Genomic DNA, 24,699 nt, shown 5'->3' with positions numbered 1-24,699 from the left:
GTCGTACCTTCCGTCGTCAGGGGATGTACAGCTCGGTGGTGGCGGCCGGTTCGAGCGGGTCGGGGCCCGGGGCGGCCGCACCGGCGAGCGCGACGCCTCCCACGGTCAGCACCCGGCCGTCGGTGAGTTCCACGGCCGCGAAGCCGGACCGGCCGGTGGTCAGGCTCCCGGTGGTCCTCCAGCTGCCGCGGGCGGGGTCGTAGGCGGCGACGTTGCGGTAGCCGGTCCGCCGGGTGGGTGCGCCGGTGCCGCCGATCAGCAGGACGAGGCCGGAGCGCAGGGCGAGGCACCGGTGCCGGCCGCGGCCGGCGGGCAGCGGGGCGGCGGCCGTCCAGCTGCCGGTGGCCGGGTCGTAGAGTTCGGCGGTGGCGAGGCTGCGCGGGTCGTAGCGGCCGGGCCCGGGGGTCGGGTCGCCGCCGGTGACCAGGACGCGGCCGTCGGCCAGCAGGGTCGCCTGGTGGCCCTTGCGCGCGGTCAGCAGGCTCCCGGTCGGTGTCCAGGTGCCGGTCGCCGGGTCGTAGAGCTCGCAGTGGGCCAGGGCCCGCTCCGGCCCGCCGGTGGGCAGGGCGCCGCCGACGACCAGGACCCGGCCGTTCTTCAGCGGCACGGCCTGGTGGCCGGTCCGGGCGTCCGTCATCGGGGGCAGGTCGGAGCGCCAGGTGCGGGTGGCCGGGTCGAGGAGTTCGACCCCGGCCAGGGCCCGGCCGTTGCGGTCGGTGCCGCCGGCGACCAGCAGTGTGCCGTCGGGCAGCGGCGTCGCCGAGTGGCCGTGGCGTGCGGTGGCGAGCCCGTCGGCCGTGGCGGTCCAGGTGCCGGCCGCCGGGTCGAACAGCTCGGCGGTGGCCAGCACCGTGCCGCTGTCCGTGAGGCCCCGGCCGGCCGTGTCGCCTCCGGGGCCGGCGCCGTCCGCGGAGTCCCGGCTGCCGGCCGGGCCGCCGGTGCCGGAGCGGCCTCCCACGACGGCGATCCGGCCGTCGCCGAGCCTGGTGGTGGAGTGCAGCCTGCGGGCCCCGGTGAGCGGCTGGGCGGCCGTCCACGTCCCGGCGACGGGGTCGAACAGCGCGGTGGCGGCGAGCGCACGGCCGGCCGCGTCCGTGCCGCCGGCCACCAGGATCCTGCCGCTGGTCAGGCGGACCGCCTCGACGTCCCACGCGACGGTGGGCGGCGGCCCCGCGACCGTCCAGGTGCCGGGGGTGGACGGCACGCCCACCGCCTCGTCCTCCGGGATGACGTGCAGGGTGCCGGCCAGGCTGCCGTCGCGGTCGACCCAGTCGGCGAGGGCGTCCTCCGCCGTGGTCCGGCTGCGGAAGGTCGCGGTGGCGAGGCCGCCGCCGGGCGGGTAGGCCTGCACGTTGTTGCGGACGTTGGCGACGACGTAGCGCTTGTCGGCGAGCCGGACGGTCTCCTCGGCCGTGAACGGCCTGCGCAGCGCGGTCTCGTGCTGCGAGAGGGGCGAGCGGCTGGTGCTGCTGCCCCGGAGCAGCTGTGTGAACACCGCCGGGCTGACGCTGTGGTAGCGCTTCGGCGCGGCGCCGCCGGCGGCCGTGCGGGAGCGGGCCGCCATGGGGACGACCCGGCGCGCCGCGGCGGCGGTCGCGGGCACCCCGCTGTCGATGATGTGGAGTTCGTACCGGGCGCTGCGGCGTACCACGCGCGGCGAGAGCAGGGTGCCGGCGGCCGCCGTCAGCTCCAGCCCGGCGTCCTGGCTCTCGTACGCGGGGCGGGAGAGCTTCGCCGCGTCGTCCATGTCCTGGAACTGCGCCATCGCGAACTTCTCGCCGGTGACGGAGACCCGGACCAGACCGCTGTCCGGTGCCGGGGCGAGGCTGAACCGCCGGCCGTCGCCGGGCCGCTGCGCGCCGACGCGGTCGAGGCGGACGTCGAGCGGGACGGCCCGCTGCCGGACGAACAGCGTGCCGAGCGGGTGGAGGACCAGCTCGTCGGTCTCGGGCAGTTGCCGGAGGGTGACCAGGGCGTTGCCGCCGCCGGTGGGCAGCCTGGTCTGCCAGCCCTCGGTCTTGGCGATCTCGCCGGCCAGCAGCGGGAGCACGGCGACCGGGGGCAGGGTGGTGGTGTGCTCCTCCCCCCAGGTGATGTCGAAGTCGGCGGAGATCTCGAAGAACAGCAGGGAGATGGAGCCGCTGCCGTGCGCGCGCCACGGCGCCGGGCCTTCCAGCTGGAACCGCAGGTCGATGCCGAAGACGCCGACGCCGAAGGCCTTCAGCGAGACCCCGGCGGAGATCGAGATGGTGAAGGCGAACGGCGAGAAGCGGAACAGCGCGTCGAAGGAGAGGTGGCCCTCGATGCCGAACCCGCCGAAGCCGAGGCGCAGTTCCGCGGCGGCGCCGAACTGGACGGTGTTGCTGGTGACGGCGAAGTAGCCGGAGACCCGGATCAGCTGGCCCGGCCGGTTGAGGATGTCCACCGAGAGCCGTTTGGGCACCGGGAAGGGCAGTGGCGGCGGTTTGAAGGACGGGTGGAAGCCGCCGACCGTCAGGACGAAGTCGGGTTCGTCGCCCCAGGCGACCAGCAGGCCCATGCCGCCGTCGATGGTCATGGTCAGGACGTGGGAGTCGAAGAGCTCGGCGAAGAACCACAGCCTGGACTTGTCGACCTCCAGCGCACCGACGAAGTTGACCTGGAGTGCCAGCAGCGGCAGTTCCCGGTTCGGCAGGACGCACTTGAGCACCCCGAGGACGGCGATGTTGCCGGGCGGGATCTCGATGACGACCCCGAGCGAGACGCTGACCAGGGTGGGCGTCCCCCAGCCGATCCTCGCCATCGGGCCGATCAGGAACCGGCCCCGCTCGGGCGGGAAGAACCGGCGCAGGTCGGAGAGGATCCGGGGTGCGTTGGCGATGACGTCCTTGGGGAACATCACCGACTCGACCGCGCCGGTGCGCACGCCCTCCGCGAGGGCCTGCAGGTTCATGCCGCGGTTCAGCCCGATCACTCCGCCGACGGCGAGCAGGGTGAAGCCGTAGCCGAGCTGGATGCCGGTGCCGCCGAACTCGGTGGTGATGACGATCAGCAGCGAGAACCCGTCGGTGCCGTCCGGCATCCGGGTGCTGATCAGGCCGATCGCCTTGAGTTCGACGAGCCCGGAGAACTCCAGGTCGAGCGCCCCGGCGTACTCGCCGTTGTCCGGGTCGAAGAAGAGGTAGCCGCCGCCCTTGACCGGGCCGGCGTCCACCGCGAGCCCGACGCCCTTGGGCGGTTTGAAGCCGAGCGACACGTCGAGCGGGCCGAGGTTGCCGTCGCCCTTCGAGCGCAGGGCGAGGTCTGCGGTGAGACCGATCTGTTCGACGACGGCGGTGAGCGGTCCGAGCCGGGCCTTGAAGGAGGCGCCGAGGCCGATCGGCAGCCGGTCGGCGGACGGCGAGGCCGAGATCGTCAGGCCCTGGATCTCCAGCGGGCCGAGCTCCAGGCGGGTCGGGAGGTGGATCTCCAGGTTGGAGGTGCCGCGGAAGTAGAAGCCCTGGCGGTGGGAGAGCCCGACGGCGAGGTCGGCGCCGAGGGTGAGGCCGTCCTTGGGCAGGATGGAGGAGACGAAGCCGTCGGCGCCGCCGGGCGAGAGGACGAACTCCAGCCCTTCCAGGTCGATCTCGGCGAAGAAGTCGACCGCCTCGCCGACCAGGCGCACCCCGCCGACGCCGGCGATCCGGCGGTACTGCAGGCGGGTACCGCCGGGCGAGCCGAGCAGCACGGTCGGCTCGCCGGCCGGACCGGACCGCTCGATCCGGACGTCGATCGCGCCGTTGGCGCGGGCCGGGGTGCCGGAGCCGGCGAACCCGAGGACCATCTCGACGCCCCGGTCGGGGCGGACCAGCAGTGCGACCCCGCCCTGGAGGTCCAGGTCGCTGCGGATGGTGACGGCGATGTCCGGACCGAGTTCGAACCGGAAGCCCTGCCGCCCGGCGAAGGAGGGCAGCAGTGCGAGGCCCGGAAGGGCGCCGTCGGCGGCGGGCAGCGGCAGCAGCCGGACCTCGGCCGCCATCCGCGCCGACGGCTGGACGCGTTCGAAGAGGACGGCGGCCAGCGCCCTGGACGGCGGGAGGAGAGGGTCGGGCGCGCTGCCCCGGACGGCCGCCGCGGTCGCGTCCGGGACGTCCTCGACCTCGACGCTCGGGACGACGGAGCGCAGCAGGTTGTCGAGCTGGGAGAGCAGTGCGGCGTGGTCGAGGCCGGGCTCGCCCCAGCCGAAGGCGTTCCTGAGTACCTGTGAGGGGTCGGTCAGCGCCCTGGGCAGCTCGCCGAGGTCGAGCGAGAGGTGCACGTAGGGCGGGCGCCCGCCGGTCGCCGGGGCGTAGCGGGCCCTGATGACGCCGAGGCTGCGCAGGGCGAAACCGACGCCGGGGTGGTAGCGCTGCAGGTAGGTGACGACCAGGTGGTCGAGGAGCTGGCCGGGGAAGAGGGCGGGGAAGCCGTCGGCGCGCAGCGAGGCGGGGATGGCGGACGCGGGTGCGTCGGTGATCGCGTGGATGCCCCTGATCAGTCCCTGGACGGCGCCGACCGCACGCTTGACGTCGTCCGCCGAGAAGGAGGCGGCCGCACCGGCCCCGCCGTCGCCGGCGGTGCCGCCCACGTTCAGCCCGCCGTCGCCGAGCAGGCTGCGCAGGGCGTCGTAGAGCGTCTCGACGCCGGTGCGGAGTTCGACGAAGGGCTGGGGGATGTCGTCGACCAGCCATCCCAGCCGGCGCAGCAGCCCGCGGAACGCGGCGGGTGTCGCCAGCGCCTCGCGCAGCGGCAGCAGGGCCTGCCCGACCTCGGCGAGGATCCGCTCGAAGGTGCCCGGCTCACTCATGCTTCTTCGCCTCCTTCTTCGACTCGGGGTAGAAGTGCTTGTCGAGGAGGGCGTGGAACGTCGGGTCGACGCGGTTGACGATCAGCCAGGCACAGACGTGGCAGAACTCCACCGAGCTCTTGCGCATCTTGCACCGGCCGGTCGGCCGGTAGTGGGCGCCGGCGACCCGGGCGGCCCCTTCGTAGACGCCGACCAGCCGGGCCGGCTTGCAGGGGGCGCTGAAGTCCGGGATCTCCAGGGGGACGTCCTCCTCGTCGTTCCGCTCGGCCGTGTCCGGGTCCAGGTTGAGCGGGGTGTGGTTGTCCCGCAGGAACTTGAGCACCTTCGGTTCCACCACCTGGAGCGGCTCGCGCTGCTTGTCCTTCAGCGGCACGAAGACGAGCGAGCCCTTCACGAAGGTCGGGAAGGGCGCCGACCCGGCCCGGGTGAGGACGATCGCGCCCTCGGCCGGGAGGACGGCGCCGACGAGGAGCCCGTCGAGGTACCGGTCGCCCGCCGTGCTCAGGGGGAGCTGCTGGCCGCCCGGCAGGATGCCGAAGGCCCGTAGCCGCACCTCGGTGAGGAGCGTCCTGGCCAGCGTCCACTCGGCGATGTTGCCCGGGCCGACGGTGAGCTTCACGCCCCGGACCGGCGTGGTCACGTTCACCGAGTCGGCGAGCAGCACCGAGGCGGTGCGGATGCGGGGCAGCTTGAGCCACTTGATCCGGTCCGGTTCGATGTGGCGGTCGTTCGGGTCCGTGCCGGACCGCAGGAAGCCGAGCACCGAGGCGTTGTCGGCGGTCAGGTCGTTGGTCCGCTTGGCGTCGTCGCCGTCGCCGCCGGTGTACTCGTACTCGTCCTCCAGGTTGAAGCTGTGGCCGAACTCGTGCGCCACCGTCTGGACGACGTCGTCGAAGTCCACGGCGATCGCGTCCAGCGGGTCGCGCCGCATCTCCCGCCGGTCGGCCGCGCTGGCGTAGACGAAGGGCAGCGCGGGGAAGCTGTGCACCGTCTGCGCCGTCACCGTCCTGACGTTGATGTTGGTACCGCCGACGACGCCGTCGTAGGCGATCACCGCGATCAGTCCGCGGCTCGGCTGGTACCGGCCGTCGTCCGGCTGCCAGTGCGTGCCGATCGGCCCGGCCGCGCCGGGGACGGTGAGGCCGCCGACGTAGCGCATCAGCGTGTTGGCCGGGTTGACGTAGCGTCCGCTGATGTACAGCTCGGGCGGGTGGCGGCGCGGGTCCAGGGTCAGGGTCCTGGTCGGCGGGTTCGCGTAGAACTCGTAGACGCGCTTGACGAACGCCTTGACCGCAGGGTCGTTGACGGCGTCGGCGCCGGGCCTGGTGACCGGGCCCCGGCCCGACTCCCGGTCGGCGAACCGGGTGCCGAGGTAGAAGCCGAGGAAGGTGTCGCGGGCGTGCAGGATCCCGACCGACTGGTGGCGCTTCCAGGCCTCGATGAGCGGGGTGTCCGTCCGCTCCGGTCTGAAGTCGTCGAGGTCCTGGCTCTGCCAGTCCGTCAGGCACTTGGCGGGGGTCCGCGGATCGTCGCGCTTCGGCAGCCCGACCCGCTGGACGAGCTCCTCCAGGGTGTAGAAGTTCCCGGCGGAGACCTTCCGGTTGAGCGGGATGGGGAACCCGTTGCCCTTCGCCCGGCCCGCCTCCGTCGTCGTGTTGGCGTCCGTGACCCGGAAGCCGCAGGTGACGGTGTGCTGCCGGGACGCGGCGAAGGCCTTGAAGACGTTGAAGCTGCCCCGCAGGATCCCGTACGGCTCGTGCGCGGGCTTCTCGAACATCTCGTGCGTCACCCGGGTGACGATCTCGTCGAACCGGCCGCGGTCCTCCTCGCGGAAGCCCTCGGCGAGGAAGAGCACGTTGTGCTTCTCCGCCATCGCGGCCGGGTCGCCGCCCTGCTGCTGGGCCACCGCGTGCTGCGCGGCGTAGTCGACCACCCGGACGTCCAGCGGCTGTGGCGGGCTCACGCCGGCCATGGAGCCGGAGATCTTCCAGACGGTGTCCGGGAGCAGCGGTGTGACGACGAGGCCCCGGACCCGGCCCTGCGGTGTCACGGCCAGCTTGGTCGGGTCGGTCGGCGTCAGCTGGACGTACCCGTGGCCGGTGATGTCGCCGACGAGGTCCGTCCCGACGCCGGGGTCGTCGCTGAACTTGGCGTAGACGGACGGCTGCGTGTGCGCGACCCGCGGGTCGAGGGCGGTGGTGATCGAATCGTTCCCGAACCACCAGCCGACGATCGACCGGTGCACCTGGAGCCGCCCGACGATGTAGCGGTCGTCCAGCCGGGCCTGGAACAGGAACACCCCGGGGGTCGTGGCGGTGACGGTCCCGGTCGCCTTGTCGAACACGGGTACGCCCTCGAAGCGAAACCCCTTGTCCTTGTGCGGCGCGAAGAAGTCCACGTCGCACCGGCTGGACGCCACCGGGGTGACCACGAAAGCGTCGGACGGGGGGACGGCCTCGTCACGGGTGAGGAACGTCAGCTTCAACGGCGGCGCGCCGGTGAGCACGACGTGCAGGTCGGTGTGCGGGTACAACAGCAGATCGATCACCGGGAATCTCCTGTCCGCATGGCACGACGCCCCGTGTCCGCCGACCCGGTGCCAATGCTCCGTGAGCGTACTGCCCCCCTACGTCAAATCGCCAGGGAATTCCGGGGATTTCCCAAGTCGGTCAATTCCGATCCAGAATTGACTTCCGACTCTCATTCATGGCACATATTCGGCTCATTTCCGGTCGGACTCACGACCACGCGGGTGAACACGCGTGCGCCGCCCCCGCCCTCCCGGCCGGCCACCCCCCGACGGCCGGGACACTGGGCCACGACAGCGGCACCGGGACGCCGGGGCCCGCCCCGACACGGCGACAGGAGCACACATGGACGTGGTCATCGGCACGTGGAACCTGGAGAACCTCTGCCGGCCCCGGGAGGAGGGCGCCCCGCCCTCACGCCGGTGCGCCGCCAAGAACCAGGACGTCTACGACGCCAAACTCACCGCCCTTGCGGACGCGGTCAACCGCATCGCACCGAACGTCCTCGGCGTCCAGGAGGTCGGCGGCCCGGCGGAACTCGCCGACCTGGCCCAGCGCCTCGACGGCGACTGGCACACCGAGATCTCCGACCACCCCGACAGCCGCGGCATCAGGGTCGGCTTCCTCAGCCGCCACCCCCTCACCCGCATCGAGGACCGGACCGCCTTCCCCGACCGCCTGCGGCCGATCCAGGTCGAGGACGTCGGCGAGCCGATCCACACGATGGGGCGCGGCGCACTGGCCGTGTCCGTCGAGCCCGCCCCCGGCCACACCCTCCAGCTCGTCGTCTGCCACCTGAAGTCGAAGCTCCTCACCTTCCCCGGCAACCGCCACAGCACCGAGGACGAGGGCGAGCGGGCCCGTTACGCCGCCTACGCCCTGTTCCGGCGCGGCGCCGAGGCCACAGCCGTGCGCCAGCTGGCCGACCGCCTGCTGGCCGACGAGGGGCGCACCCGCGGGGTCGTCGTCCTGGGCGACCTCAACGACGAGTGGCAGGCAGCCACCACCCAGATCCTCTACGGACCTCCCGGCTCCCAGATCGGCACCGGCGGCTTCGACAACCCCGACCTCCGCGACGGCAGCCGGCTCTGGAACCTCGCCCCGCGCATCCTCGCCGAGGGCGGCTTCTCCCGGGTCTTCGAGGGTCAGCGCGAACTCATCGACCACATCCTGATCAGCCACGCGCTGCTCGACCGGGTCACCGCCGTCTCCACCGGGACCGCGAGCCTGCCGGACGTGAACGGCGCCCAGCCGACCGCACCGCACCCCGGCCCCTCCGACCACTCCCCCGTCGTCGCCCGGCTCAGCTTCCCGTAACCCGGTCGCCCGGAGCTCCGCCTGACCGGTGCCCGTGCGGGCTCCGGTCAGGAACGCCGCGGGGATAGGGATAGGGGCGGGGGCTCGGTTGGCCGGGCGGCCAGGGATGATCCGCCGCCACCCCGGGGGCGCCCGGCCCCCTGATCAGGGCCGGTCAGGGCCGGTCAGGGCCGGTCGTACCAGGAGAACGCGACGATCCGCCAGCCCTCCGCCGTCCGGACGAACTGGATGGTCTTGGTCCCGCCGCCCTCGAACGGTTCCCCGTCCAGGATCCCGGACTTGCGGTACTCGCCGAACCGGGACGCGATGTCCCCCTCGATCTCGGTCCGCGAGGAGGTCTCCCACTCGGAGAATCCGACCAGCCGCCCCTCGTTCAGCAACCGCTCGCGCGGCTCGATGAACTCCTCCACGGAGTAGACCGTCAGCTCCGGGCCGGTCTTGACGATCACGCCACCCGGAATGAGGAGCCGCCGGAGCCGCGCCACGTCGGCCGGCTTGCCGTCCCTGTTGTCGAAGGCCCCGAAGAACTCGGCGGTCAGCAGATCGATGTCGATTTTGGACATGATCAGACCGTAGCACCGGGCCGTCTCGCGATCACCGGTTTCGACAGAATGTGACACTTCATTGTATGACGAACCATAAATCCGCCTTTCCCTCAGACGTCCCGTCTCCCCTTGCGGCGCCGCCGCCCCGGCCCTCGTCGCCGAACCGGCCGGTGGCCGACAACCTCATGCGAGACGGCCGCGTTGCCATCCCTGCTCGATGACCGCGTCCGACAGCCCGGCCGCCGACCGGTAATGCCGAGCACTTCTCCGATCGCAACGCCTTCGCCGGAAGGACGATCAGGGTCCGCCCTTCACGCAGGCTCCGGAACCGACGACATCGGCGACCGAAGGTGAGGCGCCCCGGCGGGCCCGCCAGCCAGTCGGCCAGCCGGCCGTACAACCGTGGACGCGGCTCCGCCCCTCACACACATCCCGTCAAGGGCCGCCCCGCAAGTCCACAGATGTGGCGATGTCGAGCCCCTGTGGTGAACCGATTGGGCCGGCCAGCATGGGCATGCCGCAAGGAATCCGCCAACCCGTACGGGAGGAACCACCCATGAGCGCACTGGCCCTGGACATCCGCGACGCCGGCCCGCTGGACATCGACGACGAGACCATCACCTTCGAGGACGAGTTCGACGAGGACCTCACCCCGGTGGCGTGCATCGACGACCCGTGGGTCACCTACATCCCGACGCGCTTCGACTGTCCCGTCGACTCCTGACCTGACGGCAGGAGTCGGAGGACCGGCCCCCCGCATCGCCGCCGACACCCGCCGCCCCGGGGCGACCCCGCCGCCGAGTCGGCCGCCTGGGCGGCCGGCACCCCCGGCGTGCTCTCCTTCCTGCGCCGGCTCCACCGACGGGGCGGCCCCCGGCCGGGCATGCCGTTCCAGCCCTGATCCGGGGCTGCCCCCGCAGGCCGCCACCCGCCGTCGGGCCCGGAACGGGAGCCGACCCCGCGCGGTCAGGAAGCCTCGGCGGCCGCCCCGGCCCCCGCCTGACGGCGGGTGAACCGCCAGACCTGCTCCTCCCCGCTCTCGGCCGGGGCCAGCCGCTCGGCCGGGCGGCGGAGGTGTGCGGTGAAGCCGAGCCGTGCGGGAACGGCGCCGCTGGCCCGGTTGGCCACGTCGTGGACGATCTCGACGTGGTCGACGCCGGGGAGCCGGAACGCCTGCTCGACCAGCGCGCGGACGCTGCGGGTCGCCACCCCGCGACCGGTGGCGGCGGGGTGCAGCCAGTAGCCGATCTCCCTGCCGTCGTCGGCCGTGCCCTCGCGCCGGAAGAGCCCGCAGGCGCCGGCGATCGCCCCGTCCAGCACGATCGCGTAGGCGAAGTCCGTCCCGCTCGACCAGCGTTCCTGACGGACGGCCAGGTACTCGGCGATCTTCTCCCGGCTGTGCTCGGCGACCCAGGTCATCCACGGCCGGAGGTGTTCCAGCGACTCCTCGACGACCCGGAGGTATTCCGGGAGGTCCGCGTCGCCCGCGAAGCGGCGCAGCGTCAGGTCGGCGTCCAGTTCGATCACGTGCAGGGGAAGGTCCATGCCCGAGGATCGTCCCCGACCGTTCCCGGCGGCAAGGCGTTTTCCGGGCACGCCCGCGGCCTGCCCGGGGCTTGTCCGGGGCTTGCCGGGGCTTGTCCGGGGCCTGTCCTCGGCCTGCCCCGAGCCTGCCCTGGGCGACGCCCGCCCGGGCAGGCTCCGAAGTACCCCTGCACCTACCACCGGCCGGCGGCGAACCGTCATGGAAGCGGCGTTCAGGGCGATTTCGGTTTCCGATCATCCGTTGGTAGGTTCTTCCTCGTCGGCAGGGCGGGTTGCGGAAGCAGCCGGAAGCCCGGTCGGCCAGGCGTCGGTAGTGCATTGGCAGCACGCCCACTTTCAGTGGGAAGAGTTCGTTCGATTCGGGCCCGGCGCTCCGACCTGCGGGGGTGGCAACCGTTCCACGGTTGCCACCCCCGTTCTGCATCCCGGTCCGTCCGGTCCGTCCACCAGGTGGGAGACTCCGCCATGACCCTGTTGCTCTCCCGCGCGGACGTCGAAGCGGCACTGGACGTGCCGACCGTGCTGGAGTCCCTGGAGGCGGGGTTCCGCGCCGGCGACCTCCTGCCCGCCGCCCGGCGGGTGGGCGCCGATCTGCCCGGTCCCGGCACGGCGATGTGCCTGATCCCGGGGCTGCTCCCGGACGTCCCCGCGTACACGGTGAAGGTCAACGCGAAGTTCCCGGGTGCCACCCCGGCGCTGCGCGGGGTCGTCTGCCTGCACTCGCTCGCGGACGGGGAACTGCTGGCGCTGCTCGACTCGGCGTCCGTCACGGCCTGGCGGACCGGGCTGGCCGCAGCCCTGGCCACGCACGTCCTCGCACCGGAGGGTGCGGAGACGGTCGCGGTCATCGGTGCGGGAGCGCAGAGCCGGACGACGCTGCGGGCCCTGCGGACGCTGCGGCCGATCGGCCGGGTGTACGCCCACGACCTCGATCCGGAACGGGCGGCGGCCGTCGGCGAGGTCCTGCCCACCGCCGGAGCGGCCGCCGATGCGGCGGACATCGTGATCACCGCCACCTGGTCGCGCGAGCCTCTGCTCGACGTCGACGCCCTGCGGCCCGGGCTGCACATCACCAGCCTCGGCTTCGACGAGGCCGGGAAGACGGAGCTGTCACCCGCGCTGCTCCGGGCGAGCCGCCTGCTGGTCGACGACACCGCGCTCGCCTCGGCCTCGGGCGTGCTGCACAGCGCCGGCCTGCGGGCCGACGACGCGGCCGGCACGCTGTCGGACGTCCTGCGCGGCACCGTCCCCGCCCGGGAGGGCGACCGGCCGACGGTGTTCGCGCCGGTCGGGCTGCCGTGGCAGGACCTCGCCCTGGCCTGGCCCGTCTACCGCGCCGCCCAGGCCGCCGACACCGCACCCGCGTTCACCTTCCACTAGGAAGCCGCGCCTGCGGCACTGCCGTCGCCGCCCCCGACCCCGCGCTCGACCCCGGCCCCGGCAACGGCGACGGCGACGGCGACGGCGACGGCGACGGCGACGGCGACGGCGACGGGGTCAGCGTCCCGCGGGCTTGGGCGTCTGCTCGACGAGGGTGGCGGTGGCGCGGTCGAGCAGCTCGCAGAACTGCCGGTGCTCGTCGGGGCTGAAGCGGTCGGTGAGGGCGCGCTCCAGCACGATGACCTCCTGGTAGGCCTGGTCGAGCAGGTCCCGCCCGGCGTCGGTGAGGGTGGCGAGCATGACCTTCGCATGGGCCGCGGAGGCCTGGCGGTCGATGAGCCCCTTGGTCTGCATGCCGTTCAGGACGGTTGCCATGCTCTGCTGGGAGACGCCGCAGGAGCGGGCGAGTTGCGCGCCGGACCGGCCGTCCGCCCTGGAGAGCGCCAGGAGCGCCGCGTACTGGGTCATGGTCAGCCCGTAGCCGCGCAGCACCGCCTCGTGGTGGCCCATCAGTGCCTGCTCGGCACGGCGGATGCGGGTGCACAGGTACTCCTCGACGGGCACCTCAGCCATGTCTCAACTTCCTCACTTGACTCAACTACCTGATACTCCTAGATTCACCGGTGTCAGGTTACTGAGTCGACGCAGAAAGTTGAAACTCGATGAAGACTGTTGTTCTGGGCACCGACGACCACTTCCGCCTCACCGAAGCCCCCGAGCCGGTGCCCGGACCGGGCGAGGTGGCCGTCCGGGTCGCCTACGCGGGCGTCCAGTGGGGCGACGTGCTGGTGCGCGACGGTCACTTCCCCGTCCCCCGCCCGTTCGCAGCCGGCTTCGAGGCGGCCGGCCGGATCGTCGCGGTCGGCGACGGCGTGGACGGGAGCCGCATCGGGGAGCAGGTCACCGCCCTCATCGGCGGGGGCGGCTTCGCCCAGGTCGCGCTCGCCCCGTCCGCACTGGCCGTCCGCGCGGACGGCGTCGACGAACGGACCGCGGCCGGGGCCGGCTGGACCGCCCCGACCGCCTACGACCTGATCAACACCGTCACCCGGATCGACCCCGGGGACAGCGTGCTCATCCACGCGGCGTCGGGCGGGGTCGGCACCCTGGCGGTGCAGTTCGCCGCCGCGGCAGGGGCCCGGAGGATCGTGGGCGTGGCCGGCGACCCCGACCGGGCCGAGTACGCGCGCCGGTTCGGCTACCACGAGGTGCTGACCCGGGAGGAGTTCCCCGAGGCCCTCGGCGAGGAGACCTTCGACGCGATCCTCGACCCCGTCGGAGGTGCGACCCGGATCGCGAACCTGGCGCGACTGGCCCCGCACGGCCGTCTCGCGGTCTACGGCAACATCTCCACCTTCGAGCCGGTCGACGTCTCGGCGAACGACCTGCTGATGAACGGGCAGTCCCTGATGACCTACAACAGCAACCTCCTGAGCCGGACCGACCCCGGCCGGCTGGCCGCGAGCGTCACCCGTGCACTGGCACTGCTCGCCGACGGCTCGGTGCGCATCGACATCACCGCCGAGCACGAGCTCGCCGACGTGGAGAGCGCGATCGCCGACCTGGCGAGCGGCTCCACCCGCGGAAAGAGCGTCATCCGGGTCGGCTGACCACGACCACGCCACAGCCGCAGCAACAGCCACGACCGCCTACGGCATCCTCGAAATCCGGGAAACCCGGGACCGGGCCGGCTACGGCGCAGCGGTACCGCAGCAGGCGTCCGGCGCAGCCGCACCCTTGCCGAGGGTGTCGGCGTCCGCCTTGACCACGTAGACCTCCCAGGGCCACCCGGCCGGGGCCGGTCACCCAGACCTTGTCCTGGAGCTCGTAGCAGCAGGAGGTGTCGGCCTCCTCGAAGGTGGCGAGGCCGGCGCCCCCGAACCGGACGGTCGCGGCTGCGACCTGTTCGACAGACCCGACCTCGACGCCGAGGTGGTCGAGCCGGGTCTCCTCACCGGGCGCCGGAATCGCCCCCGACTCCGCCCCGGCCGGGGCGGTGAATACGCGTCCCGCAGCAGGGTCCGGGCCTGCTCGGTCGGCTCCTGCGGGAAACGCCGGATCGCGTCCCGGCACCGCTGCCTTGAGGTGGGGCGCCCGCTGAGCTCCTCGATCTGGTCGGCGACCTCCAGGAGGAAGCCCTCGGGGGTCAATGCCTCACCGCGGCGGGAGAGCCACTTCGACGGCTCGTCCGGAATCCGGGGAGAGCCCGGCTTCGTCACGGCGATCCGCCCAGATGCCAACAGCTTTCCGAGGCCGGGCAGGTCCAGGTGCTCGCTGCACCTGATCGTCCCGTCGGCGAAGACGATCAGGTCGTCGATGAAGTACTCGCCGTCCGGTCGGTGCCGCCGCCAGACATGGCACCAGGCCCCGTCGATTCGCTCCCCGTCCACTGTCCGATACGTCGGTCCCCGCCAAGTCATGGGTGCACGCTACTGCCCCACAACGGTCAGGTGGCCCTTCAGGGTCGGGGTGAGCCGCTGCTCGAACGGCTTCCGCCGCCCGCGAGAGGGCCGATCGCAGCGTCTCGCGGGTCGTGCCGGGCGCCGAGGTCTCGGCCCCGGGGCGGGTTCGCTAGGCCGTAGCGCGTCGGACTCGGTAGTTCCAGCGTGTGAGTGCCTGCACGACGGTTGCGGCGCCGATGGGGTTGGCGCTGTGAACGAAGACCGTTCCGATCCGGAAGGGCTCGCCGCTGAAGGCGGCTTCTTCCAGGAGGGTCACCACGGGAAGGATGTCGTCGTCGCCGCCGAGATCGTGGTCGAGCCAGAGTTCGTCGATGAAGCCGCCGCGGTGCTCCTGCAGGAGCCGGATGCCTTCGCGGCTGGTGCGGGCGATCCGAGTGGCCCTGGGGAGCGGTCGGAGGTCGTCGATCCCCAGGATGACGGGCGTCGGCGCGGAGGCGTCGTCGTTCATCCGGTGATCATTTCATCATTGCACTGGAGTGGGTGCGAGAACCCCAGGGCAGCCGGTGACCGGCGCGGGCAGGACTCTCCCGTGCGCTCGCTCCACCGACCCTTCTCCGGTGTTCCGAAATCCTTCGGAGTGATCGTCTAATATGCGCGGTCATGGCGATGTTCGTGCATCTGACCTCGGCGGCGAACGTGCCGCGCATCCGGCGGTCCGGGATCCGCGCCGTGAGCTACGAGCGGAGCGGGGCTCGCGGGGTGTACTGCTTCCCGGTGCTGCCGTCGTACACCGTGACCCACCAGTGGCTGCGCGAGCTGGCACGGTCCGGCAGCCAGGGCGGGCTGCTCGCCGTCCACCTGCGTCTCGATGACGCACAACAGGTGCTGGTCGGGCGCTACTCGGACCAGGTGAAGGCCGCTCTGACCGCCGCGGAGGCGGTGCGGCGGATCGCCGCGACGAAGGATCCCCGCGGATGGGAGGTGTTCGTGCCCCGTGCGATCCGTCCGCGCGAAGTGCACAGGATCCGCACCCCGCCGCAGGTCGCGGGGTGGCGGTACATGCCCGGCGCACACGGTGTGCGCCCGTGCACCTGCAACGGGTGCCGGATCCGTGGCGAGTACGGCTCGCGGCGCCTGCGCGAGCGGTTGCCGCACCCCCTGGACGGCCCGCCCCCGCGGGTCGGGGTACTGCTCGCCCGGATCGCGGAAGCCGGTGACCCCGGAGACCCGGCCGCGCTCCGGGACGCGCTGTACTGGTTCGCGATGCGCCGACGCGGCCCGCTCGTCCGTCTCGCCCACCTCGCCACCCACCCCGACCCCGGTGTCCGGGGACACCTGGCCTGGGCGGTCGCCCGGTGGTCCACACCCGGGGTCGGCGAGCTGCTGGACAGCCTCGCCGACGACGCGCACCCGGACGTCCGGCAGGCGGTCGAAACCGCCCGCGCGCTGAAGTGATCACTGACGCCTCGGGTTCCGCCTGGGTCCGGGCGATCGCGTCGCACGCGGCCTGCCCCGGCAGCTCACAGCCCGCGGAGGGCGGCCAGGTCGGGGGCGGGCAGCCAGTCGCGGGTGGGGTCGTAGTCCAGCCAGCGACTGCTCCGGGCCCGGGCGGCGAAGGCGCGCAGGAGGGTGTCCAGACCGGGATGGGCGGCGTCGGGGTCCGACGGCCACAGCAGTGACCACGCGTACAGCGGGGTCGGGTCGGCCAGTGGGACCGCACGGACGGACGGACGGACGGGGGCGGCGGCCGGGAGGTCGGGGAGCGGGCAGTCGGCCGGGAAGAGGGAGAAGCAACCCGGGTCGGTCCGGATCCGTTCGACGAAGTGCTCCAGGCCGAGGTTGGGTCCGCCGACCCGCGCGGTGACGGCGAACCGGTCGGCGAACCGGGTGAGGAAGTCCAGGCGGTCCACGGCCGCCGGGTAGCGCAGCACGCTGCCCCGCAGGTCCGCGGGGCTGAGCACGTCCCGGCCGGCGAGCGGGTGGTCGGTGCTGACGAGGGCGTCCACGGGTTCGAGACGGACCAGCCGGTGGGTCAGCCCGGTGTCGTCGCCCGCGGGCAGCGGATGGACCCGGCCGAAGCCGGCGTGCGACTCGCCCCAACGCAGGGCCGCCGCCACCGAGGCCAGGTCCCGCCCCGGTACGGGCTCGATCTCCGGTTCGGCCTCCGTTTCCGATCCCCTCCCCTGCCCGGCCTCCGGTCCGGCCGGGCGGCCGACCGCCTGGGCCAGCGTGCGCATCGGCGCGTACAGGTGTCCCCAGACGTCGATGCGCAGCGGCCGGCGGCTGCGGGCCACCGCCGCCACCGCCTGCTCGCCCTGGGCGAGGGCACGCCGGGCGGGCTCCAGGAAGCGCCGGCCTGCGTCGGTGAGCGTGACGCCCCTCGCGTCACGCTCCATCAGACGCGCACCGAGCGCGTTCTCCAGGCGGGCGATCCGCTTGGAGAGCGCCTGCTGGCTGATCGCCAGGCGGGCGGCGGCCCGCCCGAAGTGCAGTTCGTCGGCCGTGGCGGTGAAGGCGCGGACCTGGGCAAGATCGAGATCCATGGCGGCCCAGCGTAACGGCCCGCGGCGCAGCCGCCCTCCACGGGTCGGGTCGGACGATGACCGGCGGCGCGGGCAGCCCGAACGGCATGGGCGGCCCGAACGGCGCGGACGACGCGGATGACACGGATGACAGGACGACGCGGACGACAGGACGGCGCGGACAACAGGGCGGCGCGGACGACAGGGCGGCATGTGGGCGGGCGCGCGCCCGCTGTGGAGCCCGACAACCGTCGGTTGTCGCCGGGACCGGACGGTTGTTGGCCCCGGCCCGGCCGGCCGGTGTCTGCTGGACCCACCGGCCGCGGGTGAGCCGCCGGCCGCCGATCCACGATCAGGAGAGCAGGAAGCGATGAAGGCACTGGTGCCCACCGGCCGGGCGGACGAGACCGTCGAGTTCGCCGAGGTCGAGGAGCCCCGGCCCGGCCCGGGCGAGGCGCTGGTCAGGGTCGAGGCCTTCTCGGTGAACCGCGGTGAGACCTTCCAGCTGGAGTCCCCCGCGCCTGGCTGGCGGCCCGGCAAGGACGTGGCCGGGCTGGTCGTGCAGGCGGCCGCCGACGGCTCCGGTCCCGCCGTCGGCCGACGGGTGGTGGGCCACCCGTCGACCGGGGGCTGGGCTGAGTACGTGTCCGTGCCGGCCACCGCGCTGGCCGAGCTGCCGGAGACCGTCGACAGTGTCCGGGCGGCGGCGCTCCCGCTGGCCGGGCTGACGGCGCTGCGACTGCTGCGCCTCGCCGGCGCGCCGGCCGGCCGCCGGGTGCTGCTCACCGGGGCGTCGGGCGGTGTCGGCCACTACGTCACCGAACTGGCGGCGGCCGCCGGAGCCGAACTCACCGTGGTCACGGCCGACGCCGAACGCGGGCGCCGGCTCGCCGGGTTGGGAGCGGCCGAGGTGATCCACGACGTCGGCGAGGCGCGCGGCCCCTACGACCTGGTACTGGAGTCGACCGGCGGCGCCGCCCTGCCGGTCGCGCTGGCCCGGCTGGCCCGGCGCGGGACGCTGATCTGGTTCGGCCAGGCCTCCCGCACTCCCGTGACGCTGGACTTCTTCGACTTCTTCGCCGGTCCGGAGTCCGCCACCATCCGGCACTTCCACTACGCGGACACCGACTCCGCCGAGGCCACCGGCCGGGACCTCGCGACGCTCGTCCGGCTGGTGGAGCAGGGACGGCTGACCCCTGAGCTGGGCCTGGTCGCCCCGTGGGCGCAGACGGCCGCCGTCCTCGGTGATCTGAGGGAGCGGCGGATCCGCGGCAAGGCCGTCCTGACCGTCTCCTGACCCTCGCCCGCACCATCCCTCCCCTCCACCGCCCAACGCCCAGCGCCCACTGCCCACCACTGTCACGAGAACGAGCCGACGAGATGACCCTGGACCTCTCCTTCCTCGACCACCCCGACCTGCTGCCCGCGTTCGTCGCGGAGAACCGCCCGCGCGCCACCGGCACCGGCCTCGACCCGCACGAGTACGACCGGGTCACCGGCCCCCTGCAAGCACTGCGCGACTGGCCGCAGGCCTTCCGCGAGGCGGGCCGCCGTCACCTCGACGCAGCCGGGGCCGCCGCCGCGGCGGGGCGCAGCCTGTCGGCCGGCGAGGCGTACCGGACCGCGGCCCGCTGGTTCCACTTCGCCACCCTGCTCCCCCACCCGGACCGGCAGGCCGCCGCACTGGCCGCGGCCGAGGCCGACCAGGCCATGGAGCAGGCCCTGACGCACCTCGACCCGGCGGCCGAGCGAATCACCGGCGAGGGGTTCACCGGCTGGCTCCGCAGGCCGGACGGGGTGGTGCGGCCCCCGGTGGTCCTGGTGCTCCCGGGGATGGACTCCGGCAAGGAGGAGTTCCACCGCGTCGCCGACGCGTTGCTGGCCCGCGGCGCTGCCGTGCTCGCGCTTGACGGCCCGGGTCAGGGCGCCCTGGCTCCGGAGAGCGCCCCCGATCCGGACTACCACCGGGTCGTCACACGGGCGCTCGACGCGCTCACCGCGCTCTCCCCGCTCGACGCCCGCACGGCCGGGGAGGACGGCGGCATCGACGTCGGCCGGGCCGGGGTGATCGGACTGAGCCTCGGCGGCTACTACGCCGCCACGGCCGCTGCCCACGAACCGCGCGTGCGCGCCGCCGCATTGGTCAGCGGCCCCTGGCGGCTCGACTGGGACGCCCTGGTGCCCTTCGTCACCGCGACTCTGATCCAGCGCTGCGGCAACCCTGACGCCGCCCGCGCGTTCGCCGGCCGCGTCGACCTGACCGGCCTGGCGCAGCGGATCACCTGCCCGCTCCTGGTCGTCGAGGGCGGCGAGGACCGCATTCCCGGCGTCACCAACGCCCTTCCGCTCGCCGACGCCGCGCCGGACGGCCGCCTCCTGCTCGTCCCGCACGGCAACCACCTGCTCGGCAACGCCCTGGGCGACTGGCTCCCCGCCACCGCGGACTGGCTGACCGAGCAGCTCACGTCCGCTCACCGCCGATAGCGCCGACAGTCCGGTGACGGTGACGGTGACGGCGACGGCGACGGCGACGGCGACGGCGACGGCGACGGCGACGACAACAACGACCGGTGCCCGGTCCCGGACCCGCGCACACGGGTCCGGGACCGGGCGCCCTCCGCCGCGTGTGCCCACCAGCGCACGCGCGCCGGCCCAGGTCGCCCGGGCGACCCGGGTGCCCCGGTCAGCCGAGGGTGAGCGGGTGGTCCGGGGCGAGGCGGGCGGCGATGCGGCCGGCCACGTCCTGGGCGGTGTTGCGGTCGGGGCTGGCGCAGCCCTTGGTGGTGGCGACGGCGACGGCCAGGCGCTCGGCGGGCAGGTAGGCCTCGATCGCGGCGTAGCCGTAGAAGGACGGGTTCGACAGGATCCAGTCGTCGGCGACGATGACGCCGAGCCCGAAGTGCCGGGCCGCGGTCTGCGGGAGGCAGACGGTCTCCGGGCAGTCGGGCCCGGGGCCGGGCAGGCCGACGGTGCCGGGGTTCAGCTGGGTCCGGAAGGAGTCCGGGGAGAGCAGCTCTCCGGTGCCCACGGCCTCGACGGACCGGGCCAGGTCGCAGATGTCGGTGACGAGGACGGCCCCGGGCGCGGTGGTCCACGACGGGTTCCAGAAGGTGGACTCCTCGTAGGTGCCGCGCGACGCGGTGAAGGCGTGCAGGACGGGGGTGGGGATGTCGGGCGTGTAGCTGTTGACGGTCTGCCGCAGGCCGAGCGGGCCGGTGACCCGTTCCTCCAGGAGGTGGTCCAGGCGGGTACCGGTGATCTTCTCCAGGGCGGCGCCGAGCAGGACGAAGTTGGCGTGCGAGTAGCTCCAGTTGGTGCCGGGGCGGTACCAGAACGGGTGGCTCGTCGAGATGGCCACCAGTTCGTCGGCGTCCCAGTGCCGGAAGGGGTCGGCGTAGATCGCGGCGAGGAAGTCGGGGTCGGTGACGTAGTCGGCGAGCCCCGAGGTGGAGTCGCCGAGCATCCGCAGGGTGATCTCGTCGGCGCGCGGCAGGCCGGGCAGCCAGCGCGACACCGGTTCGTCCAGGCCGACCAGGCCCTCCTCGGCGAGCTGCAGCAGCACGATGCCCAGGAAGGGGAACGCCACCGAGCCCGCCCGGAAGTGCATGTCGGGCTCGGCCGGGACCCCGGTCATGGATTCGCCGAGCGCCCCGGTGACCAGTTCCCGGCCGTCGACGGTGACGCGCAGGACAACGGAGTTCAGGTCGAGTTCTTCCTTGACCTGCCGGGCGATGTCGAGCACCTCGCGGGCGCGGGCGTCGGCCGCGGGGTCGGAGCGGACGCAGGCGTGCGACGGCGGGGTTGTGCCGGCGGCGGCCTGCGGGGCGGGTGGGAGCAGGGTGGCGGTCACGGCCGCGACGGTCAGCACGGCGGCGGTGAGCGCCGTTGTCCGGGTGAAGGTCATGACGCACTATGCGCGGACGGTCCCGGGCCGGAACGGCGCAACACTCCGCAGGGTCCTCCGTCGGGCCCAGCCACGTTCCCGGGCCGCGCGGGCCGCGAGGGAGGTGCGGGAGGTGTGGGCGGACCGGGCGGACGGGGCTGCGCGCGCCACGGGGTGGGGGTCACGGGGGTCACGGACCACCGGCGGGTGGCGGCGAGCGCCCCGGCGGGTGCGGGCTGCCGAGCGGGGAGGACGACGACGGGTGCGGGCCGAGCGGTCAGGAAACCGGCGGCGGGGCTCCGAGCCGGTCGGCCAGGGTCGTCAGCGCGGCGCCGAGCGGGAGCTCGGCCCGGACGGCGGCGAGCGCGTCGGCGCGGGTGGGCCCCTGGTTGACGATCACGACGGGCTTTCCCGCGCGGGCGGCGCGGCGGGCGAAGCGCAGTCCCGAGAGGACGCTCAGGGAGGACCCGAGGACGAGCAGCGCGCGGGCGTCGTCGACCAGGTCGTAGCAGTGCTGGACCCGGGGGGCGGGCACGTTCTCGCCGAAGAAGACCACGTCGGGCTTGAGGACTCCCCCGCACACCTCGCAGGGGGCGATCCGGAAGGACTGCGCCAGGTCCGCGGGCAGGTCGGCGTCGCCGTCGGGGTTGGCCGCCACCGTCCCGTCCAGGGCCCGGAGCCGGGCGGGGAAGGCTCGGTTGAGGGCGTGCAGGCGCTGGTCCAACCGCTCGCGCGGGGTGGTGCGCCGGCAGTCCAGGCAGACCACCCGGTCGAGTGCGCCGTGCAGTTCCACGGCGTCCAGCGTGCCGGCGGCGCGGTGGAGACCGTCGACGTTCTGGGTGATGACCCCGGCGACGAGTCCGGCCCGGCGCAGCCGCTGCACGGCGTGGTGGCCGGGGTTGGGGCGGGCCTCGACGATCGTCCGCCACCCGAGGTGGCTGCGCGCCCAGTAGCGTCGCCGGTTGCCCTCGGCGGCGAGGAACTCCTGGTAGGTCATCGGGGTGTGGCGGCGGAGGCTGCCCGTCGGGCCCCGGTAGTCGGGGATGCCCGACTCGGTGGACAGGCCGGCACCGCTGAGGACGGCGACGCCGCCGGTGGCCAGCAGCCCGGCGATCAGGTCCAGCGGCGGGAGGGCGGCGGTCCCGTGCGTCCCGTGCGTGGCGGCACCGTCCGCCGCGTCCCCGGCGGCTCCGGCCACCCGGACCACTCCGGCCGCTCCGGCCGCTCCGGCCGTCCCGGTCGCCTCGACGCGCTGTTCGTGGTCGCCGCTGCTCATGCGGGCAGCCTAACGCGCGGCACCCTCGGGTGGGTCCGTCCGGCTGATCCGGGAGGCCGGACAGGGCACCGAACGGCTCGGGGGCCGTCGGGTTCCCGGTGCCCGGGCTCATCACGCGGTGAACGGCCGACCGCGCCCCGGCCTGCCCCGGCCCAGCCCCTGACCTGCGCCGCCGCCCGGCCGGGGCTCGGCGCGTTTCGGCGGGCACCACCCGCTGCCCGTCGTGCTCACCGTCCGCTCCGCCTCGCTCGACCTTCCCCCTCCGCAGGAGGGAGCAACGGACCTGACCACCGGTCACCGTCAGCAGCACTGGGCGAGGCGCTCATCCGTTCGAGGGAACCCTGCCCGGGCGGGTGGTAGACGCCGACCGGGACGGGAAGGGAGCCGCGTGTCCGAAGAGGACGCGGACCACCCCACCCCGCCCGTACCCGCGCCCTCGTCCGTCCTCGCGCGACCGCGCGGGCGACGCCACCACACGAGCACGACGACGTGCGAACCCGAGAAGCACGAGGCACCGGCGACATGACGACGAACATCGACCGCAGGAACGCCCTGCGGATGGCATCCGCGGCCGCCGTCGGCGCCGGAGCGGCGCTCGGAGCGGCCACACCCGCCCACGCCGCCCGGCGCGCCAGGACCCTGAACCTGCAGGGGAAGCGCGCGTCGGCGAACATCCCTGACGTCCTCACCACCGGCACGCCGTACTTCGTCCACTACGAACTCCGGGACGCCGAGGGGCAGCCCGTCGGCACCGAGAGCGCCCACTGCCTGCCCGTCACCGTCGGACCGGACGGGGCCCTGGTCATCGCCACCCTGGTGCTCCGCCTCGCCGACGGGACGCTCACCGCGGCCACCGCCTACCAGCGGCCGCTCCCCGCGCTGACCGAGGTGCTGGCGGCGCCCACGCAGTGGTCCCACACCTTCGCCGTCACCGGCGGCACCGGGGCCTACAACGGTGCGACCGGGGAGATCACCATCGACCACATCAGCCGGGAGGACGACGTGCTCGCCATCGCCCTGGGCTGACCCACCCAGCCCCAGCCCCGGCCCCCTCCACTGCCCCCGCCCGCGCCCCCACTCCCGATCGCCGCCCGACGGCGCGATTCGGGCCGCCTCCGGGGGCCGTCCCCGCCGCCCACCGGAGCGACGCCGCCAGGCGGCGTAAACCGCTTGAGCACGGCACCGGCCGCTGGCTAGCGTGGCCGGTCATGACCAAGACTCCGGCTCCCGCCGACTGGCGCGCGGCGAACCGCGCGAACTGGGACGAACGCGTCCCGATCCACGCAGCCAGCGACTTCTACGACATCCCCGGCTTCCTCGCGGGCAAGGATCCGCTCCGGGACTTCGAACTGACGGAGGTCGGTGACGTCAGCGGAAAGACCCTGCTCCACCTCCAGTGCCACATGGGCCTGGACACGCTCTCCTGGGCCCGGCGCGGAGCCACCGTCACCGGTCTCGACTTCTCCGAACCGGCCGTCGCCGTCGCGGCCGACGTCGCCCGGAAGATAGGCGCCGACACGGCCCGCTTCGTCGCCTCCGACGTGTACGACGCCGTCGACGCGCTCGACGCGCAGACCTTCGACATCGTCTACACCGGTCTGGGCGCCCTGTGCTGGCTCCCGGACATCGAGAGCTGGGCCCGGACGGCGGCAGCGCTCGTCGCCCCGGGCGGCTTCCTCTACCTGGCCGAGTTCCACCCGTTCGCCGACACCCTGGCCGAGGACGGCCGGACCGTCGAGCTCGACTACTTCCACCGCGACCCGACCGTCTGGGACGAGCCCGGCACCTACGCCGACCAGTCCGCGACGACCATGGAGAACGTGTCGGTCGAATGGCAGCACGGCCTCGGGGAGGTCATCAGCGCCTTGACCGCCACCGGTCTCCGCCTGGAGTTCCTGCACGAGCACGACTACACGCTGTTCGCCCGGTTCCCCGTACTGGAGCAGGGCGCGGAGTACCGCTTCCCGGAAGGGCACCCGCGCGTCCCGCTGATGTACTCGCTCCGCGCGACGAAGCCGGCGTAGGCACGGCGCGGCACGGCCCCCTGTCCTGTCCTGTCCTGCCCTGTGTGGCCCTGCCCTCGCAGCGCCGGCGGACGGGGGCGCGGGCACGAAAAACGCCCCGGAGCCGAGGCTCCGGGGCGTGAGGGTGGATCAGCCGTTGCTCCGGTCGAACCACTGCAGCCAGTTGGCGCGCGGGCCGACGAGGCCGACGGCGGCGTTTCCGGCCTGGAGGCCCGACGACGAGGAGGGCTGGGCCTCGTGGCCCCCGCCGTGCGCCACCGCGACGGTCGGCGTGACGACGGCAGCCGCGGCGGCGACGGTCGCGATCACGGCGAACTTGCGGAGCTTTCCACGAACCGACATCTCAGGTTCTCCTTGGTCAAAGGTTCAGTAGCTGGCTACGGCCGGCCCGAACAGGGCGGGCGGAGACACGTTTGCACACGAACGTGGAAAGGGTGGCGCTCCCGCAACCCGAACGGGCCGAACGGGTGAGA

19 protein-coding genes and 2 pseudogenes are annotated in these 24,699 nt (G+C 73.6%); 9 read left to right on the top strand and 12 right to left on the bottom strand.

The window, feature by feature from the left end; all coding sequences use genetic code 11:
* Positions 1-16 precede the first annotated feature (16 nt).
* Both AC067J_RS20725 and AC067J_RS20720 read right to left on the bottom strand, forming a co-directional pair.
* Entirely contained in the window at positions 17-4,804 is a 4,788-nt protein-coding gene (locus tag AC067J_RS20725) for a DUF6603 domain-containing protein (protein WP_478301194.1), read from the bottom strand.
* Positions 4,797-7,352, bottom strand: a complete 2,556-nt coding sequence (locus tag AC067J_RS20720) for a hypothetical protein (protein ID WP_478301193.1) — start codon at positions 7,350-7,352, stop codon at positions 4,797-4,799. The genes AC067J_RS20725 and AC067J_RS20720 overlap by 8 nt, the downstream gene beginning before the upstream one ends.
* 325 nt (positions 7,353-7,677) lie before the next feature.
* On the opposite strand from AC067J_RS20720, the gene AC067J_RS20715 reads away from it, so the two are divergent.
* Positions 7,678-8,649, top strand: a complete 972-nt coding sequence (locus tag AC067J_RS20715; RefSeq protein WP_478301191.1) for an endonuclease/exonuclease/phosphatase family protein — start codon at positions 7,678-7,680, stop codon at positions 8,647-8,649.
* 164 nt (positions 8,650-8,813) lie between these two features.
* Here AC067J_RS20715 and AC067J_RS20710 read toward each other — a convergent pair whose 3' ends face one another.
* On the bottom strand, positions 8,814-9,212 hold the full coding sequence (locus AC067J_RS20710; RefSeq protein WP_478301189.1) for a nuclear transport factor 2 family protein: 399 nt from the start codon (positions 9,210-9,212) through the stop codon (positions 8,814-8,816).
* A gap of 538 nt (positions 9,213-9,750) precedes the next feature.
* Here AC067J_RS20710 and AC067J_RS20705 point away from each other — a divergent pair.
* The gene (locus AC067J_RS20705) at positions 9,751-9,918 is read left to right on the top strand and encodes an SflA family class IV lanthipeptide (protein WP_478301187.1); all 168 of its coding nucleotides are present in this window, start codon (positions 9,751-9,753) and stop codon (positions 9,916-9,918) included.
* Positions 9,919-10,160: 242 nt separating this feature from the next.
* Here the strand turns inward: AC067J_RS20705 and AC067J_RS20700 are convergent, their stop codons facing one another.
* Positions 10,161-10,739, bottom strand: coding sequence for a GNAT family N-acetyltransferase (locus tag AC067J_RS20700; protein WP_478301185.1), 579 nt, complete (start codon positions 10,737-10,739; stop codon positions 10,161-10,163).
* Positions 10,740-11,204: 465 nt separating this feature from the next.
* Here AC067J_RS20700 and AC067J_RS20695 point away from each other — a divergent pair, with 465 nt between their 5' ends.
* Entirely contained in the window at positions 11,205-12,119 is a 915-nt protein-coding gene (locus tag AC067J_RS20695) for an ornithine cyclodeaminase family protein (RefSeq protein ID WP_478301184.1), read from the top strand.
* 117 nt (positions 12,120-12,236) lie between these two features.
* Here AC067J_RS20695 and AC067J_RS20690 read toward each other — a convergent pair whose 3' ends face one another.
* On the bottom strand, positions 12,237-12,692 hold the full coding sequence (locus tag AC067J_RS20690; protein ID WP_478301182.1) for a MarR family winged helix-turn-helix transcriptional regulator: 456 nt from the start codon (positions 12,690-12,692) through the stop codon (positions 12,237-12,239).
* An 89-nt stretch (positions 12,693-12,781) separates the two neighbouring features.
* On the opposite strand from AC067J_RS20690, the gene AC067J_RS20685 reads away from it, so the two are divergent.
* A complete protein-coding gene (locus AC067J_RS20685; RefSeq protein WP_478301180.1) occupies positions 12,782-13,729 on the top strand; it encodes a quinone oxidoreductase family protein in 948 nt (315 codons plus the stop codon).
* Here the strand turns inward: AC067J_RS20685 and AC067J_RS20680 are convergent.
* The 3 genes and pseudogenes from AC067J_RS20680 to AC067J_RS20670 form a co-directional block, all read right to left on the bottom strand.
* A pseudogene (locus AC067J_RS20680) lies at positions 13,713-14,078 on the bottom strand (glyoxalase/bleomycin resistance/dioxygenase family protein); the annotation flags it as partial. The gene AC067J_RS20685 and the pseudogene AC067J_RS20680 overlap by 17 nt on opposite strands.
* 140 nt (positions 14,079-14,218) lie before the next feature.
* Positions 14,219-14,539 (bottom strand): annotated as a pseudogene (locus AC067J_RS20675) (DUF7638 domain-containing protein); the annotation flags it as partial.
* 151 nt (positions 14,540-14,690) lie between these two features.
* Positions 14,691-15,029 carry a cyclic-phosphate processing receiver domain-containing protein gene (locus tag AC067J_RS20670; protein WP_478301178.1) on the bottom strand — a complete coding sequence of 113 codons (339 nt, stop codon included), beginning with the start codon at positions 15,027-15,029 and terminating at the stop codon, positions 14,691-14,693.
* A 152-nt stretch (positions 15,030-15,181) separates the two neighbouring features.
* Between AC067J_RS20670 and AC067J_RS20665 the strand changes: the two genes are divergently transcribed.
* Entirely contained in the window at positions 15,182-15,976 is a 795-nt protein-coding gene (locus AC067J_RS20665) for a HEAT repeat domain-containing protein (RefSeq protein ID WP_478301176.1), read from the top strand.
* A gap of 65 nt (positions 15,977-16,041) precedes the next feature.
* On the opposite strand, the gene AC067J_RS20660 is transcribed toward AC067J_RS20665, so the two are convergent.
* The gene (locus AC067J_RS20660; protein ID WP_478301174.1) at positions 16,042-17,064 is read right to left on the bottom strand and encodes a LysR family transcriptional regulator; all 1,023 of its coding nucleotides are present in this window, start codon (positions 17,062-17,064) and stop codon (positions 16,042-16,044) included.
* 349 nt (positions 17,065-17,413) lie between these two features.
* Here AC067J_RS20660 and AC067J_RS20655 point away from each other — a divergent pair, with 349 nt between their 5' ends.
* Both AC067J_RS20655 and AC067J_RS20650 read left to right on the top strand, forming a co-directional pair.
* Positions 17,414-18,340 carry a zinc-binding dehydrogenase gene (locus tag AC067J_RS20655; RefSeq protein ID WP_478301173.1) on the top strand — a complete coding sequence of 309 codons (927 nt, stop codon included), beginning with the start codon at positions 17,414-17,416 and terminating at the stop codon, positions 18,338-18,340.
* An 83-nt stretch (positions 18,341-18,423) separates the two neighbouring features.
* Complete coding sequence (locus tag AC067J_RS20650) at positions 18,424-19,527, top strand: alpha/beta hydrolase family protein (RefSeq protein ID WP_478301171.1); 1,104 nt, start codon at positions 18,424-18,426, stop codon at positions 19,525-19,527.
* A gap of 199 nt (positions 19,528-19,726) precedes the next feature.
* Here the strand turns inward: AC067J_RS20650 and AC067J_RS20645 are convergent, their stop codons facing one another.
* Positions 19,727-20,947 (bottom strand): serine hydrolase domain-containing protein, encoded by a 1,221-nt coding sequence (locus tag AC067J_RS20645; protein WP_478301170.1) that lies wholly within the window; start codon positions 20,945-20,947, stop codon positions 19,727-19,729.
* A 256-nt stretch (positions 20,948-21,203) separates the two neighbouring features.
* Positions 21,204-22,202 carry an NAD-dependent protein deacetylase gene (locus tag AC067J_RS20640; RefSeq protein WP_478301168.1) on the bottom strand — a complete coding sequence of 333 codons (999 nt, stop codon included), beginning with the start codon at positions 22,200-22,202 and terminating at the stop codon, positions 21,204-21,206.
* A gap of 522 nt (positions 22,203-22,724) precedes the next feature.
* Between AC067J_RS20640 and AC067J_RS20635 the strand changes: the two genes are divergently transcribed.
* The gene (locus AC067J_RS20635) at positions 22,725-23,228 is read left to right on the top strand and encodes an allene oxide cyclase barrel-like domain-containing protein (protein ID WP_478301167.1); all 504 of its coding nucleotides are present in this window, start codon (positions 22,725-22,727) and stop codon (positions 23,226-23,228) included.
* 182 nt (positions 23,229-23,410) lie between these two features.
* On the top strand, positions 23,411-24,226 hold the full coding sequence (locus AC067J_RS20630; protein WP_478301165.1) for a class I SAM-dependent methyltransferase: 816 nt from the start codon (positions 23,411-23,413) through the stop codon (positions 24,224-24,226).
* Between the two features lie 129 nt (positions 24,227-24,355).
* Here the strand turns inward: AC067J_RS20630 and AC067J_RS20625 are convergent, their stop codons facing one another.
* Entirely contained in the window at positions 24,356-24,568 is a 213-nt protein-coding gene (locus AC067J_RS20625) for a hypothetical protein (RefSeq protein WP_478301164.1), read from the bottom strand.
* Positions 24,569-24,699: the final 131 nt, after the last annotated feature.

The sequence above is a fragment of the Kitasatospora sp. NPDC042419 genome (assembly GCF_056437345.1).
Note: the sequence above shows the minus strand (reverse complement) of the source record. Positions and strands in the feature narration are given on the sequence as shown.